The following is a 17205-nucleotide window of genomic DNA, read 5'->3' on the forward strand; positions in this document are numbered from 1 at the left end:
GAATATAACTATTTATAGTTCATTTTTAAGGAGTAAGGTGCTACTTTGGAAAATATTTTACCGACTACCGGTATTTTAGTTACAATAGTGCTGATTAAGAAAAAAGAAGGAATAACATTTCCTTTAACCGTAATTAATTGCTGTTTGGTATCAATATTACCTTTCATAGTAAAATCAAAGAACGGTCCATGTGCTTCCGTATCGAAAATTGTAATTATATTTCCTCTATAATTAAATTTACCGGTTATATCTTCAAATAAAATATTTTTATTATTAGTTATTGAACTAAGAAAACCCGGCAACGAAACAAAGGAAACAAGCCGTGTTAAAAAAGGAGTATCGACTACCGTAAAATGTTTTATAGAAAATTTGCCGTCTAATATCGGCACTATTTCCCCTTTTTTTACTTCATATCTTCTTGTATTTAAGTTGATGTTAATCTGACCGTTTTGCATAGTGGTATACATTCCAAGGCCCTTAAGTAATGCTCCGGCATTATCGGATTCAATTAGCCATTGTTCAAAACTGTCCTTAGCAGTAAGCGACATCTTAACTTTTTTATTATCGATATTAGCATTTAGAAAACCGGAAAAACACCGTACTTTATCACATTTAATTGCTAAGTCAAGATTACCTAGAATTATATTATTCTTTAAAATTATTTTTGATATATTAGTTTTTAAATTAATATTACGTGTAGAATCTCCCTCTTTTTCTAAAAACTGCATCATATTAGCATTTGATAAATCTAATCCGCTTCCATAAAGTTCCGTATTAAGATTATGGTTATCTATGATTATTTTTCCTTTTAAATCCGTATGATTATGTTTAACAGAGGCTAGATTAATATTATAAATATTTTTCTTAATTAGGGCATTACCGTTAATTTTTAGATTATCCTGCCCCGACAGGTTAAATTCAATATTTCTATCGAAATTTTTATCATTTAATTTAGTATATAAATATAAATTAGCTTTTTTATATAATTTTTTATGAATAGATACTTTATCTATATAGAATTCTAAATTATCAAGATTAGAATTAACGGTAATAAAACTCTCATTATTATGCTGTTTTTTATACTCAAAATTTAAAATGCTGCTGCCTGAAATTAATTTAAATACTCCAAATCTTTGATTATTTGCCGTAATATTACTTTTTATTTTAAGTAAACACTCATTATTTTTATCTGATATATCATGATCATAAGTAAAGCTGCTTGCATAATTATTAATTTTACCCTTACCGTTAATATTTAGTTTGTTGTCTTTAAAGCTACCTTTGGCTTCACCGTTTTGTAATAGGATATTATTGTCTAAGGTGTTAAAAGAGATATTTGTTAATGTCGACAAAACATTATAGCTATTAGGGATATTTGGGCTAATAGGAATTATTAGCTCTATTATTGAATTTGCCGTTCCTTTGATTTTTTTAAGATCAATATTTTGAGCTTTAATATTTTGATAGGCATCATTTGGAACAAAGGCAATTAAGTCGTTAATTTCACCTTTAGCAGTAGCATTAAAAACAAATTGTGATTTATCCGGTCCTTCCCATTTGAAAGTCATAATACCGTCTGAAACAACGCTTTTACCGCTATATGCTTCATTAATTAGAAATTTTATTTCCGGTCCTGAAATGATTATATTAGTATCAACTTTAGTCAAAGGCGGTAAATCTGTATGATATTTATATTCAAAATTCGAGATATGTAAATTTGCTTTTAAATTATCTTCTACTAAAATATTTTTTTTTAAAAATTTTTTATCTAATTTAATATTTAATTCTCCATTTTGGATGTAACCTTGTTTTATATGTTCTCGTAAATATGAGATTATAGGGTTATCCGGAATAATTTTTTCGACTGTTTGATAAATTATTAAAGGCATATTTGCGGCAGCTGCACTTGCATCGATATTTTTATCGGTTATTATACCGCTTAGTGATAAAAAAGCTTTGTCCCCAAAGGTAAGTTTGCAATTAACGGTCTTTGGATTATCTTTAGAATAGGCGGTTTTATATGAGCATAAAGCATTTCCTAGAGGTAAGTCCGCTCCTTGCTCATCGGTTAAGATATCGCTTTTTATTGAAGTTAGTCGTATGTCGGTTAGGGAATCTTTTTTAATTATATTTAACGAATAATCACCGGTTGTTGAAGTGTTTATAATCTCTTCATCGTTATTTGAGATTACGGAAATTTTATCAATATTAAAATTAGCCTCTATTAACGAATTAGAGAAGAAATTTTTGAAATTAAAGAAAAGATTAAAATCGTTAATTTCTCCTCTAGCATTATCTATAAGACTTAAGGAAATTTTATCTATGGATAATCGGTTTTCTTTAAATTCTAAATTATGTAGTACAGCCTTTATATCATTTTTACTTAAATAAAATTCAATTATTTTTTTCAAAGGTTCATTTAAGTGTCCTTTATTTGCACTATAAACAGTTAGAGTTATAGCCAAAGATAATGAAATTAGAATTATAAAAATACTAATAAAGGTTTTTTTAATAAAATTCATTTGAGCTTGTAAATCTATTGAAATATGATAAAAGCTTTAGGCTTGTCACGTTAGTTGAATATAGCGTATAATCTAAAAATTTAATATAAAAATCACAAAAAATTATGAATATTACATTTATCGGTAGCGGATATGTGGGATTAGTCTCAGGTATTATTATGAGCTATTTAGGTCATAATGTTACTTGTCTTGATAATGATGAGGTTAAAATATCCAAATTAAATAAGCAAATATTACCGATTTATGAAGCTAAACTTGATGAGTATCTTAAGCAAGCTTTAGAAGCTAATAGGTTAAAATTTACAAATATTTATAATAATGAACTTCAAAATGCCGAGGCAATATTTATTACGGTCGGCACACCTTCAAAAGAGTCGGGAGAAGCAGATTTAAAATATGTCTATGATGCTATTGATAAAGTTTCCGAGCATATAAATAAAGATTGTTTAATAGTCATAAAATCTACTGCTCCGCCTGATAGTTGCAGTAATATTATAGCTTATTTAAAATCAAAAGGCTTTTCATTTAATGTTGCTTCTAATCCTGAGTTTTTAAGAGAGGGCAGTGCGGTAGAAGATTTTTTATATCCTGATCGTATAGTTATCGGGGTAAATAATAAAGAATCAGAGGAAATATTGCGAAAAATTTATGCACCTTTAATAGAACAAGGTGCAAAGTTCGTGGTTACCGATTTAGTGACGAGCGAGCTTATTAAATATGCTTCCAATAGCTTTTTAGCTACCAAAATTGCTTTTATTAACGAGATGGCTGATTTATGTGAAAAAATCGGCGGTAATATTAAAGATTTATCTAAAGGTGTAGGACTTGATCAAAGAATCGGTCAAAATTTTTTAAATGCAGGACCGGGTTTTGGCGGTTCATGTTTTCCAAAAGATATCCTAGCATTAAATAACCTTGTAGAAAACCATCATATCGATTGTAAAATTCTTAAGGCAGTAATTAAAAGTAATAAGCAGCGTCCAAGTAATATGGTAGATAAAATAGCTACTTTGTTAGACGGAGATTTAAAAGGTAAAAATATAGCAATTTTAGGCTTAACATACAAAGCAGAAACAGATGATGTTAGGGCAAGTCCTGCCATCGAAATTGTAAAGATCTTATTAAATAAAGATGTATATGTTAAAGCATTTGATCCTATCGGTCTTGAAAATGCTAAAAAGAATTTAGAACATAAAAATTTGCTATATTTAGATTCGGTAGCTGAAGCCTGTAAATCAGTAGATATTATAGTTATTGCAACTGAATGGTTAGAATTCAAAGAACTTAATTGGCAAGGAATTTATGATTTAGTAAAATCCCCGATAATCATTGACCTTAGAAATATACTAGATAATGAAGCAATGAAAAAAATCGGTTTTAGATATTATGCAGTCGGGAGTAAGATTTAGCCTTGGTGTATGGAACGGAAAACACACCCGGTGTCATACCGTGGCTTGACCACGGTATCCAAAAAAAATTAAAAAAGACTGGACCCCGTGGTCAAGCTAACTAGGTGACACAGTGTCATGAAGACAATAAAATTTAACATTAATAAAAAATGCGACCTGAATTTATTCATTTAAGAACTCAAAGCTCTTATTCTTTTCTAGAAAGTGCATTAACAATCGAGAAAGTAGTAGAGCTTGCTTCATCAAATAAAATGCCTGCTATTTGTTTGGCAGATAAGGGAAATTTATTCGGCTCGTTAGAATTTGCATTATATGCAGTAAAAAAAGGACTGCAGCCGATACACGGAGTTATTCTAAATATAAAATACGATATAGATATTTTTGCTCAAATTTTACTTATAGCTAAAGATGAAACCGGCTATAAAAATTTACTCAAACTATCAAGCCTTACTTTTACTAAAAATGATCGTAAGCTATGCGATCACATTGATTTTGAAGATTTAATTGAATATCAAGAGGGATTAATAGCGTTATGCTGTTATACCGACGGTATTGTCGGAAAATGCTTGCTAGCTCGGTGCGAAGAGCAAGCGATGCTATTTGCACGTAAATTACAGGAAATTTTAGGAGATCGTTTTTACTTTGAGATTATGAGACACGATCTACCGGAAGAACAGTTTATTGAAGATAGTTATATTAGAATTGCTGCCGAGCTTGCTATTCCGCTTGTTGCTACTAATAAAGTTTTGTTTAGCGAAAAAAGCATGCATGATGCACATGATGTATTATTATGTATATCAGCCGGTGTTACTAAAGAATATCCTGATCGTAAAACAGTTAGTGAAAATTGTTATTTTAGATCACCGCATGAGATGATAGAGCTTTTTTCTGATTTACCTAGTGCCATCCAAAATACCGTGAATTTAAGAGAGCGTTGTTATTTTGCAGCACATGCAAACCCGCCGATGCTGCCTAATTTTGCCACCAAAGATATTAGTGAAACGGATTTAATTAGAAAAGATGCAAAAGAAGGGTTGCTTGCAAGGCTTGCTACAAAGTTTAAATCTGAAAATATTCCACTGCAGAATCAAGAAGAATTGAAAACCGAATATTTTGCTCGTCTTAATTATGAGCTGGATATTATCTGTAATATGAATTTTGCCGGTTATTTTTTGATTGTGTCCGATTTTATTAAATGGAGTAAAAAAGAGGGTATTTTAGTTGGACCGGGTAGAGGTTCGGGAGCAGGCTCGGTTGTTGCTTGGAGCTTGCTTATTACTGATCTCGATCCGATTAAATTCGGCTTATTATTTGAAAGATTTTTAAATCCTGAACGTATTTCAATGCCTGATTTTGATATTGATTTTTGTCAAGAAAGACGTGAAGAAGTAATTAATTACGTACGCTCTAAATACGGTAATAATAGAGTAGGACAGATTATAACTTTCGGTAAAATGCAGGCAAAGGCCGTAATTAAGGATATTGCTCGTGTGCTTAGCTTACCTTATAAATTCGCTGATTATCTAACGGAGCTTGTACCTTTTAGTGCGGTTAATCCCGTTACGCTTGAACAGGCGATGCGTGAAGTTCCGGAGCTTGCAAATGCCGCTAAAGGTAATGGGTTGTATAATTTAGAGGGTGAAGCGGAGTTAATTAAGCTAGTACTTGATACTTCGTTAATTCTTGAGGGGTTACATAGGCATTCCTCAACTCATGCTGCAGGAATCGTAATAGCAGGTACTGATTTAGTCGATATAGTACCGGTATATAAAGATGCTAATTCCGATATGCTGGTAGTCGGTTATTCTATGAAATATTCCGAAATTGCCGGTTTAATTAAATTTGATTTTTTAGGACTGCAAACCCTAACGGTTATTACCGATTGTAAGAAACTACTTAAAGAGCAAGGGATAGAAGTAGATTTTAACAACATGACCTTTGATGATAATAAGACTTATCAAATGTTGTGTAAAGGTAAAGGAGTCGGCGTTTTCCAGTTTGAAAGTATCGGGATGAAAGATGCACTTAGACGCCTTAAACCTGATTCTATACATGATTTGATAGCTCTTGGGGCTTTATATCGTCCGGGTCCTATGGAAAATATCCCTACCTATATAGCTTGTAAGCATAAATTACAACAGCCTGATTATTTACATGAGCTATTAAAGCCAATCCTAGAAGAAACTTATGGAGTGGTGATATATCAGGAGCAGGTACAAAGAATTGCTCAGATTCTTGCAGGTTATACGCTAGGAGCTGCTGATTTGCTTCGTAGAGCGATGGGTAAGAAGATAAAAAAAGAAATGGAGGAGCAGGAAGAAATCTTCGTTAAAGGAGCAATTGCTAATAATATTTCGGAATCTCAAGCTAAATCCATTTTTGCAACCGTGGCTAAATTTGCAGGTTACGGTTTTAATAAGGCACATGCTGCAGCTTACGGCGTTATTTCATACCAAACCGCATATCTTAAAGCTAATTATCCGGCTGAGTTTTTAGTAGCATGTTTAAATCTTGAATTAAATAATCATGATAAAATTAATTTATTTTTACAAGAAGCAAAAGATAGCGGCATAAAAATTATTGCTCCTAATATTAATATTTCTGAAGGGTATTTTAGTGTAAAGTCTTCGGATACTGCCATCCCGCATAGTGTAAAGCCTGTCATACCGCGGCTTGACCGCGGTATCCAGGAAAAAGACTTAAAAGATCCCGCGATCAAGTTGCGGGATGACATCGAGAGTGCAATAATCTTCGCCTTAGGGGCTATTAAGGGAGTTACGCCAAATTTCGGTAAGTTAGTGACGGACGAGCGAAAAGCAAGAGGAGCGTTTAAATCAATTACCGATTTTATTGAAAGATTACCGCCAAAAGCTATTAATAGTAAATTACTAGAAAATTTAATTAAATCAGGCTGTTTTGATGAGTTACATGATAATCGATTGCAATTATTTTCAAGTATTTCAAAATTGCTTGCTTATTCAACTTCATATCACGAAGAGCAAGAATCTAATCAATTTAGTTTAATTAAAGTTTCTAGTTTAAGTCCAACTATTTTAGTATCAAGTGATTATGCCGATAAAAATACTTTAGCTTTTTATGAATTTGAGTCTATGGGTTTATTTATCTCTAATCATCCTCTTACGGAATATCAAGAAATATTTAGTCGTTTAAATATTTTAAATAGTGCGGATTTGCATAATAATTTACCTGAAGGTACTAACCGAGTAAATCTTGCCGGTGTAATACAAAAAAAGGATTCTCGTATGTCGGCAAGGGGTAGATTCGTGACGCTCGTGCTTTCCGATCCTGAGAATATATTTGAACTTAGTATTTTTAGTGAGGAAGTTTTAAAAGATTATGTACATTTACTCTATGTTAAAAGTTTGGTAGTCGTTAATTGTGATATAGTTAAAGATGAAGGAGGAATAAAACTAACGGCAAAAAGCTTTTCATCAATTGAGGATGCAATTAATAATAAACAATTTGAGCTACAGCTTTACCCACAAAATCATGAAGAATTACGGCAGATAGTAACCTTGCTTGCAGCTCGCACTAATAATGGGGACCGGAGTAATGCTAAAGCTACAATCTATTTACAAAGCGAAGATGTAAAGAATTTTGTAGCAAAAATTACATTACCTGAAAAGTTTTTTCTCCAAGGGCAGGATTTTGAGGTTTTAAAAGGATATACTCGATGAACTTCAAAAATTGGCTACGTCGTTCTACAAGTACTGCGGTACTCACGTATTAAGTATACGCTCCGTTCCTCGTCTTGTGAACTCCTTGCTCTTTTTGAAGTTGATCTTCGTATATTGCAATTCTTTGTATTGTTTTCATAATTGAGTAATATTCTTTGATGTTTTTTTACCGCTAAATACTGCATTATTATTTTTATTATCGCTAAGTTCCATATATTTTGTTAGTCGATGTTTGTCTGCTATTAACTTTGCTTCTTTTTCTAAATTGATATTTTGCTCAAGATTTGGCTCTTTAATTAAATCTTTAAAGTAATTACTTATGGATTTTAATCCCAATTTTCCCGTTAATTTACTTAAATACTTATAAAATTTATTTTTGATAGTTTGTTTTTTAGGTTCTGAATTTTTATTGAATATATTATTAGTTTTAACTTCTTGTTTTTTATCGTCTACTACTTTCGTACTATCAGGTAGATTTTTATTAGCTTCAGTTATTAGTTCATTTACTAAATTTTGTTTTTCTTCTTTAAGTACAGTGTCATTCAAAAAGCTTGATACAGGCGAATTTTTTGAGTGTATTGTATCCAAGTTAAGATTAGTAGTTTCTTGTTTTTCTATGTTCGGGAGAGGTATATTAATATGCTCGTTTTTTGTTTCAATTATAGGTGAGTCTATTAATTTATTCTCTCCAAAAATATCTAGCGTTGCTTGTGTAAATTCATCTACTAATTTTTGAGCTTTGATAGGTGTGATTTCTTCATTAAATTTATTTTCACTGTAATCTTTAACTACTTGAGTGATTTCTTCAGATGCTTTTGCTTCCGGTATGGTCATTTTGTATTTTTGTGCCATATCTTTTATGACATCATCCAATTTCTTATGTTCTTCCGATAGCTCTAGCGGTTTAGGGTTAGTATTACTTTGTTTCATTTGCCGGAAAATATCTATAGAAGGGCGGTTTTCTATTTTCGCTTGTATTTGTGCTTTGATAAGTATATTTACATCTTTATCATTTGAGCATTTTTCTGATAGTTCTTTAATGATTTGTTCTTTGTTAGATTTATATAATCTATAATTTTCTAAAACTGTTTTTGAGGGAGCTATTTCGCGTTCTTCAAAACAAGTTTGAATATGGTTTATGACAGGCTTTAAAAGATCCTCGGTAATAGGTAAATCAGTATCCTTATAGGGAACACGGTAGATAAAAAATCTACTAGATCAATCTTGACATACTTTAAATTGGATTCTTCAGCAACTTTATTAAATAACTTTTCCTTTGTGCTTGGTGTATGCCCTTCATTATAAAAAAAAAGCATCAAAATGATTAGTAGCTGAATTGGCAATATCTTTTTGAAATTGATTTTGATGAGTTGTATTTGAGATACTTTGTTCTTTTGTTAAAGGTATATTTAAAGTATTTGCTAAATTTTTTTGTTCGCTTTCTAAGTTTGATATTATTTGAGATACTTGATTTTGTGTAATAAAATCATATATTTCACGAAATTCTGAATCCGGTACATTGTCTCTTAAAGCTTCTCTTATTGACCTGCTGCTACAATTCCCTAAAGTTTGTCCGGTAACTGTTCTTCTTGAATCAGCTTTTGGGTTAATAAGCTGCTCGATTTGAATCTGTTAATCTCGTTATTATGAGCTTTTATTGCTTCTAGTTCATTTATAGATAATATAGAAAATATACTATCTTTTACTTCTTTATCTGTTTGATTTTTGAGTTCATACTTAATGGAGCTGAATTTTGCTTTACTTCTTGCTTCTATTGTTTCATTTATTTTAGATAATTGATCTTTTGGTGTTTGATTTAGCTTTGAATTATCTGCTCTTACTCCAGCACCGGCATTATATATAATACGATAATTTTTTCCGTTTTCTTTAGAATATTTTATAACATTTGCATGTAATCCTGTATTAGTAGGAGCATTAGAATATGATAAATATGCTTCTCCGGTTTTTTGCAGTTTATCGTATATTTCATCTGTAGTTGTTTCTAAAAATTTTTTTAACTGTTCTGCGGGTGGTAATTTATTTGAGCTAGTTAAATTACGTGCTGAAAAGGATTGCTTATAAATCTCATCTAAGCCATTCATAAAATGGTCTAATTTTTTATCTGTATTTTCGTCAGGATTTAAAGCCTTATAAGCTCCAAGTAAGGCTTTATAACCGCTAGCCGTTATAAAATGAGCTGAGCCTAAATTATAATCTTTTGTGGATTTATCATAGGTACGGGCATCGTCAAGCATTTCGCGGTACTGAGTTGCTTTTGCTTCATACTCATATTCCCGTATGTTATTTAAGGCTTGAGTGATATTTTCATAATGCTCTCTCAGCTTATTTTGATTATTCTCTTTTAGAGCAGTATTTGTAAGTTCATTATCATAATTTTCTAAGTCACTGAACTTTCTATCATTATTTATATTCTCAGCCATATTTTCAACTAATTAGTTAAACAAGGATAAAAATAATCATGTATTACGAATAAATAAATGTCAATAATTACTCACTTCAATATATCTACTTTATCTAATTGCTCCCATGTAAAATCTTCGTCTTCACGGCCGAAATGACCGTAAGCAGCCGTTTTTTGATAGCATGGAGTGCAAAGCTTAAGATGTTTAATAATCCTGCCGGGACGCATATCAAAATGTTGTGTTATTAGTTTAGTAATTTGTTCGTTGCTTAATTTGCTAGTACCGAAAGTTTCAGCGTAAACAGATACGGGAGCAGCAACACCAATTGCATAAGATATTTGTATCTCACATCGATCGGCAAGTCCTGCTCCTACTATATTCTTAGCAATATAACGTGCCATGTAAGCAGCCGACCTATCTATTTTGGTTGGGTCTTTTCCTGAAAAACAACCGCCGCCGTGTCTTGCCATTCCGCCATAGCTGTCCACGATAATTTTCCTACCGGTTAAACCGCAATCGGCAACAGGACCGCCTATAACAAATCTACCTGTCGGGTTAATTAAGTATTTAGTGTCTTTATTGAGCCAACTGCTTGGTAAGGTAGGTTTAATGATTTCTTCCATTACTGCTTCAATAAGATCTTTTTGTTGTATTTCCGGATGATGCTGAGTTGATAAAACTACTGCATCAATGGCAACAGGTTTGTTATTTTCATATCGTAACGTGACTTGTGATTTTGCATCGGGTCTAAGCCAAGGCAAGACATTTTGTTTACGTAAATATGCTTGTCTTCTCATTAAAAGATGAGCGTAGTAAATCGGTGCAGGCATTAAGCTATCCGTCTCATTACAAGCATAACCGAAAACCATACCTTGATCCCCTGCACCTATTTTCATCGTCATTTGCATTGTCAACACCCATAGCTATATCGGGTGATTGTTTAATGATAGATGAAATTACGGCACAACAGCTACCGTCAAATCCATAATTTGGATTATTATAGCCGATTTCTTGTATCTTGCTACGTACTATTTGCTCAATATCTACATAGGTACTAGTAGTAATTTCGCCGCCTACTAAAACTAGACCGGTTGTTACAAATGTTTCACAGGCAACACGACCACTAGGGTCATGCTTTAGAATTTCATCAAGTACCGTATCTGAAATTTGATCGGCAATTTTGTCCGGATGCCCTTCAGAAACCGACTCAGATGTGAATATAAAATTTTTCATACATTACGCTCCTTTTAAAATTCTTCAAATGTTATATTAATATATGATTTTTTATGTCATTACTGCGAAAGCAGGAATCCACTATAAAGCGAGATAAATCGAGCTTTTAAAAAGTTTTAAAGTAATGGATTCCCGCTTTCGTGAGAATGACATCGAGCAGGAATGACATAGAGCCATGCAACAAGCCTTGACACAGCTTTATATAACTCAATGAATCTCCATCCAGTTATTACCTATTCTAATTTTGGTTATAATCGGTACATCCATATTAGTAGAGTTTTCCATGATTTTTTTGATAATAGGCGTTACGAGTTCTACTTCATCCTCCGGCACTTCAAATAGTAATTCATCATGAATTTGCAGTACTAATCTGGTTTTAAGCTTATTTTTTTCTATTTCTTGATCTAGATTGATCATAGCAATTTTAATTATATCGGCATTAGTTCCTTGAATAGGAGCATTAATAGCTGCACGTTCTGCAAATTGTTTAAGCTTTTTATCATGAATTAGAGGTACAAAACATTTTCTGCCAAAGAAATTTATGACATAGCCGTTGCTACTTGCAAAAGCTTTTGTTTGCTCCATATATTCTTGTACTCCTTTATATTCGGCAAAATATTTCTTGATATATTCGGATGCTTCGCTGTTACTAACGTTTAATTGCTTGGCAAGCCCAAAAGCACTTATACCGTAAATGATACCGAAATTTATGGCTTTTGCTTTACGTCTATGTTCGCTAGTTAGTTCATGTTTTTGCAAGTTAAAGATTTGACAAGCCGTTTGAGTATGGATATCGTCTTTATCGATAAATGCTTGTTTTAGTGCATCTATATTTGCGATATGGCTTAATATTCTAAGCTCAATTTGGGAATAATCTGCAGATATTAATTTATAGCCTTCTTCAGCGATAAAAGCTTGTCTGATTTTATTCCCCTCACTAGAGCGAATAGGTACATTTTGCAAATTAGGTTCTTGTGAGCTAAGTCTTCCTGTAGTAGTAGAAGTTTGTAAAAATGTCGTATGTACTCTATGTGTTATATTATCTATCTGTTTCGGTAAACTATCAGTGTAGGTATTCTTTAATTTTGTAAGTTGCCGCCATCTTAATAACAAGTCGGCAATATTATATCCATGCTCGCTAAGCTTTTCTAATATTTCTGCTCCTGTTGAGTAAGAGCTTGCTTTAGCCGAAGCTTTACCGAAAGGTAACTGCATTTTTTCAAATAAAATCTCACCTAGTTGTTTTGGTGAACCGATATTAAATTTAGTTCCGCTAAGAGCAAAAATTTCTTCTTCAAGTCTAGCTATTTCTGCACCAAATTCAGCAGATAACTGATTTAGATAATTTGCGTCTACTTTAATCCCAATTTTTTCCATTTTATCTAAAATAAAACAAATAGGTAAATCAATATCGCTGTAAAGTCTAAAGGCTTTATTATCTTTAAGCTCCAGTATATTTTGTTTATAAAGTGAAGTAAAATCGGCTACTATTTTTGCCGATTCATTAATTATATTTTCCTCTTTTAAAGCCTCTTCAAATAAATTTTTCTGTGATAAACCGGCAGATAACGCATATTGCATTAGTTCTAAATCCTCTATAGCCGTAATTTCATGAGATTGTTCTGCATAGAATTTAAGTAGAGGCTTTAGAGAGTAGGTAATTTTTTTTATAGATTTATCGGTTAGTAAATTGAAGATTATCTCCGAAAACCAGTCGTTATTATTTTTAGTATTATAAGAAAATAGATCATGGGAAGTGTTAGAAATTTTAATAATATAGCTTTGGTTTTGCAATGATAAAATAAAGGCAAGATTATCCCCTTTATGCTGCAGTAAATATATCCCGAATATTCCTATTTTCTCAGCTTTTTTAGCAAAATCCGCTAACTCGCTAGCGTTACTGATTTCTTTTGCTTCGGTTACTTTATTGTCTACTATCTCTTTATGGTCATTAATTTTAATATCAAATAAATTTTCTGCTCTTTTATATAAAGATTTAAAACCGTATTCCTGTAAAAATCCTGTTAATTTATCGCTATTTGGAGGTGACCATTCTAAATTATTCAGCTGAAAATCTAAATCAACATTAGAATCAAGCCCGATTAATTGCCATGAAATTAACGCCGCTTCTTTAGAATTTTGTAAAGTTTCACGTTGTTTTAGGCTTGAAACTTGGTCTAAAGAGTTAAATATATTTTCTACAGAACCAAATTGCGTTATAAGACTACTTGCCGTTTTTGATCCAATAGACGGCACACCCGGAATATTATCCGATCTATCGCCGATTAAAGCCATCACTTCACGTAATTTATCAGAAGTAGTACCGAACTTTTTAACAACATCATCCTCTGTAATATATTTTCCTTTTAACGGATCATATATTTTGATGTTTTTCCCCATTAACTGCAATAAATCTTTATCGGAAGAGATAACGACTACATCTTTGCCGAGTGCAGCTGTTTTAGCGGCAAAGGTTGCAATAATGTCATCGGCTTCATAACCGTTTTTCTCTAGAATAGGAAAATTTAAGTTACTAGCAACATCCCGAACTAAAGGTAATTGTACGACTAAATCCTCAGGTGGAGGTAGGCGGTTAGCTTTATATTCAGGATAAATATGATGGCGGAAATTTTTCCCGCCGCTGTCAAATACTACAGCGACATGTTTAGGCTTAAAGTCGCTCAGCAATTTTAGGAGCATTGAAGCGAAGCCGTAAAGAGCACCTACAGGCTCACCTTTCGGGGAAGTTAAAGGCTGTTGTGCATAATAGGCTCTAAAAACAAATCCATATCCGTCTATGAGCAATAAAGTATTTTTTTGAGTCATCTCGTGATTTTATTTTTAATTCTATCGTCATTGCGAGTGAACGTTAGTGTTATTGCATGGCTCATTTTATGTCATTCCCGCGTAGGCGGGAATCCAGCATAAAGCGAGATAAATCGAGCTTTTAATTTCAAAAATTTGCTGTATTTATACTTTTTTTCTGGATTCCCGCTTTCGCGGGAATGACATCGAGTAGGTTTTTCGATCTATGCGGGCAATGATGTAGCAAAACCTCACAACCCGACCAAACTTTTAGCAAAATCATGTCGGTTGAATATTTTTAAATCTTCTATCTTCTCTCCTATACCGATAAAGTATACGGGTAGATTAAATTTCTGTACCACTCCGACAAGCACTCCGGCTTTAGCACTACCGTCTAATTTAGTCACGATAAGTCCCGTCAAATTAGTAGCATCATTAAAATGTTCTACTTGGTTATAAGTATTTTGTCCTGTAATAGCATCAATTACTAAAACGCTATGAGTAGGAGCATTCTCGTCTAGTTTTTTTATAACCTTTACAATCTTAGACAGTTCATCCATCAAATTTTTCTTATTATGAAGCCTGCCTGCCGTATCGATAAAAAGTATATCGATATTTTGTTTTATCGACTCTTCCATAGCACGGTAAGCAACACTCGCAGGGTCAGCCGATCCTTCACCGGTAATAAGTAGTGCATTTGCTCTATCTACCCAAGTGCTTAGCTGATTCACGGCAGCCGCTCTAAAAGTATCACAGGCCGCAACTGCTACTTTTTTCCCTTGTGCTGAGTACATTGCAGCAAGCTTACCTATAGTGGTAGTTTTACCTGCTCCGTTAACACCACAAACTAAAATTACGTTTAATTTATTTTCGTTTAGTGTAAAAGGAATTTCTGATTTTGATAACTGCTGCTCTATTAATTCAGCTAGGGCTTCTTTTACTGTATCACTATCTATTTCTTTGTCAAATTTTACCTTTTTAAACTCTTCAATAATATTAGTTACTACCGAAACGCTCATATCACTTGCAATAAGCAGCTCTTCAAGCTCTTCTAGAGTTTCTGTATCTAATTTTTTCTTGTAAAATATTTTGTCGATACCTTCCGATATTTTATTAGAAGTTTTAGATAAACTTTGTTTTAATTTACTAAATATCGAAATCATATTAAGATAGTTTTTGTTTTATGGGTGTTGGTGTTGTTCTTGCTTCGTTGTCATACCGTGGCTTGACCACGGTATCCATAAAAATAACCAAAAATATTAATATTATTAGTATTTCCAATTGGATCCCGCGGTCAAGCCGCGGGATGACAATAAAAAAACAATTAAGGACACTTATCTCTTCTTCTTATTCTTGCTTTTGTTTTTATTTCCGTCGGTAGTTTTATTGAATCTACCTAAATTTTTAACAAATTTTTGTAGTCCGTTAAGTTCCGTTCCATATGTCCTAGTATATTCACGGACTGTTTCTATATCTTGTCTATGAGAATCATCTATTACTACTACTTCCTGCATAAAATTATTAGCATCAAACGTAATTTTTACTATCTTCTGCTTTTCAATTTTTGGATTGAGCCAAGCTCTTTGAGACATAACTCTTTCAACATAATACCAAGTATTTTGGGAATATTCCGGTACCATAGTAGGCGTACCTATTAACTCTACGACTTCTGTTTTATTTAGTTTTTTAGACTCTAATTTTACAAGTGCCGAATCATCAATGGATTGTCCTCTATTTTCGATAGTTTTGCAGCCGCTTAAGGAAAAAAAGGCTAATATACTAAAAATGTATGTTATAAAAATTTTCATAAGTTTAATTTTATCTAGATTTTATTACAAGATTATAATATACTGCTTCACTAATTTGACAAATACTTTTTAATTTATATTTAGAGAGGCTAATAATGGCAGTTCCAAAGAAGAAAACATCAAAATCAAGACGTAACATGAGACGTTCGCACTTAGCACTTGGCAAAGTTAACGTAATAGTTGACTCGCAAACCGGTGAATATAAGCTTCCGCATCACGTTTCTTTAGTCGACGGTACTTATAATAATCGTCAAGTAGGAAAATTGAAACTGAAGAAGAAGTAGCCTAAAGATTTTATGACCTGTAAAATTATTGGTTGCGGCGGGTATCTTCCTTCAAAAATAGTTAGTAATGACGAGCTTGCAAAATTTGTAGATACTAACGATGAATGGATTAGAACAAGAACAGGTATTACGCAGCGTCATATAGCAGGTGATACAGAATATACTTCCCATCTTGCTTTAAAATCAGCTGAAAAAGCTATAGCAGATGCGAGGGTGTCGGCAAATGATATTGATTTAATTATTACATGTACTACTACTCCGGATAATAGCTTCCCTTCAGTCGCCTCTAAGCTTCAAGGTTATCTTGGTTTAACTAATATACCGTCTTTTGATTTACAAGCAGTGTGTGCCGGCTTTGTTTATGGTTTACAAGTAGCGAATTCTCTTATCTCATCAGGGAAATATAAAACTATTTTGCTTATAGGAGCCGAGAAAATGACGTCATTATTAGACTGGAATGATAGGACTACTTGCGTTTTATTCGGTGATGGGGCCGGTAGCGTAATATTGCAGCGTAGTAGTGATGATTCCGGTTTAATAGATAGTAATATCTTCTCAAGCGGGGCTGATTATGAAATATTATACACAAACGGTGGTGTAAGTATGAATGGTATTAGTGGCAAGATAGTTATGCAGGGGCAAAAATTATTTCGTCATGCAATAGAAAAAATGCAACAATCTATAGAAGATTTACTACATGCTAATCAATTCAGTGTAAGCGATATTGATTATTTTATACCTCATCAAGCAAATATCCGTATTATAAACAAACTTGCTGAACTATTAAATATAGAAGAGCATAAAGTAGTGAAAACCGTAGAAAAACATGCTAACTGCTCTGCGGCTTCTATTCCTCTTGCTTTGAGTACTCTTAAAGCATCAGGCAAAATAAAAAAAGGTGATATTCTACTATTCTCAGCTATAGGTGCAGGTCTTACTTGGGGCAGTGCATTAATTAGATGGTGAATATACTCAGGTAGAATTTCAAAAATTGTCGTCGTTGTTTAATATTTCTTGATCCTC

At 32.7% G+C, this 17205-nt stretch carries 11 protein-coding genes and 3 pseudogenes; 5 read left to right on the forward strand and 9 right to left on the reverse strand.

Annotation, left to right across the window (positions count from 1 at the left end; all coding sequences use genetic code 11):
• Nucleotides 1–8: 8 nt before the first annotated feature.
• Entirely contained in the window at nt 9–2522 is a 2514-nt protein-coding gene (locus tag AC5587_RS00560) for a transporter AmpG 3 (RefSeq protein WP_499162513.1), read from the reverse strand.
• 104 nt (nt 2523–2626) lie between these two features.
• Here AC5587_RS00560 and AC5587_RS00565 point away from each other — a divergent pair, with 104 nt between their 5' ends.
• From AC5587_RS00565 to dnaE, 3 genes are read left to right on the forward strand one after another with little or no spacing between them, the layout of a single operon-like run.
• Nucleotides 2627–3931 carry a UDP-glucose dehydrogenase family protein gene (locus tag AC5587_RS00565; protein ID WP_499162514.1) on the forward strand — a complete coding sequence of 435 codons (1305 nt, stop codon included), beginning with the start codon at nt 2627–2629 and terminating at the stop codon, nt 3929–3931.
• Nucleotides 3932–3936: 5 nt separating this feature from the next.
• Nucleotides 3937–4035: a permease gene (locus AC5587_RS00570; RefSeq protein WP_410526464.1), complete on the forward strand. Its 99-nt coding sequence runs from the start codon at nt 3937–3939 to the stop codon at nt 4033–4035.
• 45 nt (nt 4036–4080) lie between these two features.
• Nucleotides 4081–7629, forward strand: coding sequence for a DNA polymerase III subunit alpha (dnaE, locus tag AC5587_RS00575; RefSeq protein WP_499162515.1), 3549 nt, complete (start codon nt 4081–4083; stop codon nt 7627–7629).
• 135 nt (nt 7630–7764) lie between these two features.
• On the opposite strand, the gene AC5587_RS00580 is transcribed toward dnaE, so the two are convergent.
• The 8 genes and pseudogenes from AC5587_RS00580 to AC5587_RS00615 all read right to left on the reverse strand — a co-directional run bounded on the left by AC5587_RS00580 (nt 7765) and on the right by AC5587_RS00615 (nt 15898).
• Nucleotides 7765–7965 carry a hypothetical protein gene (locus tag AC5587_RS00580; protein WP_039595571.1) on the reverse strand — a complete coding sequence of 67 codons (201 nt, stop codon included), beginning with the start codon at nt 7963–7965 and terminating at the stop codon, nt 7765–7767.
• 1501 nt (nt 7966–9466) lie between these two features.
• Nucleotides 9467–9731 (reverse strand): annotated as a pseudogene (locus AC5587_RS00585) (hypothetical protein).
• Between the two features lie 75 nt (nt 9732–9806).
• Nucleotides 9807–10070, reverse strand: a pseudogene (locus AC5587_RS00590) (hypothetical protein); the annotation flags it as partial.
• A gap of 71 nt (nt 10071–10141) precedes the next feature.
• A pseudogene (metK, locus tag AC5587_RS00595) lies at nt 10142–11285 on the reverse strand (methionine adenosyltransferase).
• Nucleotides 11286–11492: 207 nt separating this feature from the next.
• The gene (polA, locus tag AC5587_RS00600; RefSeq protein WP_499162516.1) at nt 11493–14111 is read right to left on the reverse strand and encodes a DNA polymerase I; all 2619 of its coding nucleotides are present in this window, start codon (nt 14109–14111) and stop codon (nt 11493–11495) included.
• A 230-nt stretch (nt 14112–14341) separates the two neighbouring features.
• Nucleotides 14342–15253: a signal recognition particle-docking protein FtsY gene (gene ftsY / locus AC5587_RS00605; RefSeq protein ID WP_499162517.1), complete on the reverse strand. Its 912-nt coding sequence runs from the start codon at nt 15251–15253 to the stop codon at nt 14342–14344.
• 1 nt (nt 15254) lies between these two features.
• Nucleotides 15255–15371 carry a palindromic element RPE4 domain-containing protein gene (locus tag AC5587_RS00610; protein ID WP_499162518.1) on the reverse strand — a complete coding sequence of 39 codons (117 nt, stop codon included), beginning with the start codon at nt 15369–15371 and terminating at the stop codon, nt 15255–15257.
• A 53-nt stretch (nt 15372–15424) separates the two neighbouring features.
• A complete protein-coding gene (locus AC5587_RS00615; protein WP_202069301.1) occupies nt 15425–15898 on the reverse strand; it encodes an outer membrane protein assembly factor BamE in 474 nt (157 codons plus the stop codon).
• A 95-nt stretch (nt 15899–15993) separates the two neighbouring features.
• On the opposite strand from AC5587_RS00615, the gene rpmF reads away from it, so the two are divergent.
• Entirely contained in the window at nt 15994–16182 is a 189-nt protein-coding gene (gene rpmF / locus AC5587_RS00620) for a 50S ribosomal protein L32 (RefSeq protein ID WP_499162519.1), read from the forward strand.
• A 12-nt stretch (nt 16183–16194) separates the two neighbouring features.
• On the forward strand, nt 16195–17148 hold the full coding sequence (locus AC5587_RS00625) for a beta-ketoacyl-ACP synthase III (RefSeq protein WP_410526893.1): 954 nt from the start codon (nt 16195–16197) through the stop codon (nt 17146–17148).
• Nucleotides 17149–17205: the final 57 nt, after the last annotated feature.

The organism is Rickettsia endosymbiont of Hedychridium roseum, assembly GCF_964028255.1.
In the GTDB taxonomy this organism is placed as follows: domain Bacteria; phylum Pseudomonadota; class Alphaproteobacteria; order Rickettsiales; family Rickettsiaceae; genus Rickettsia; species Rickettsia asembonensis.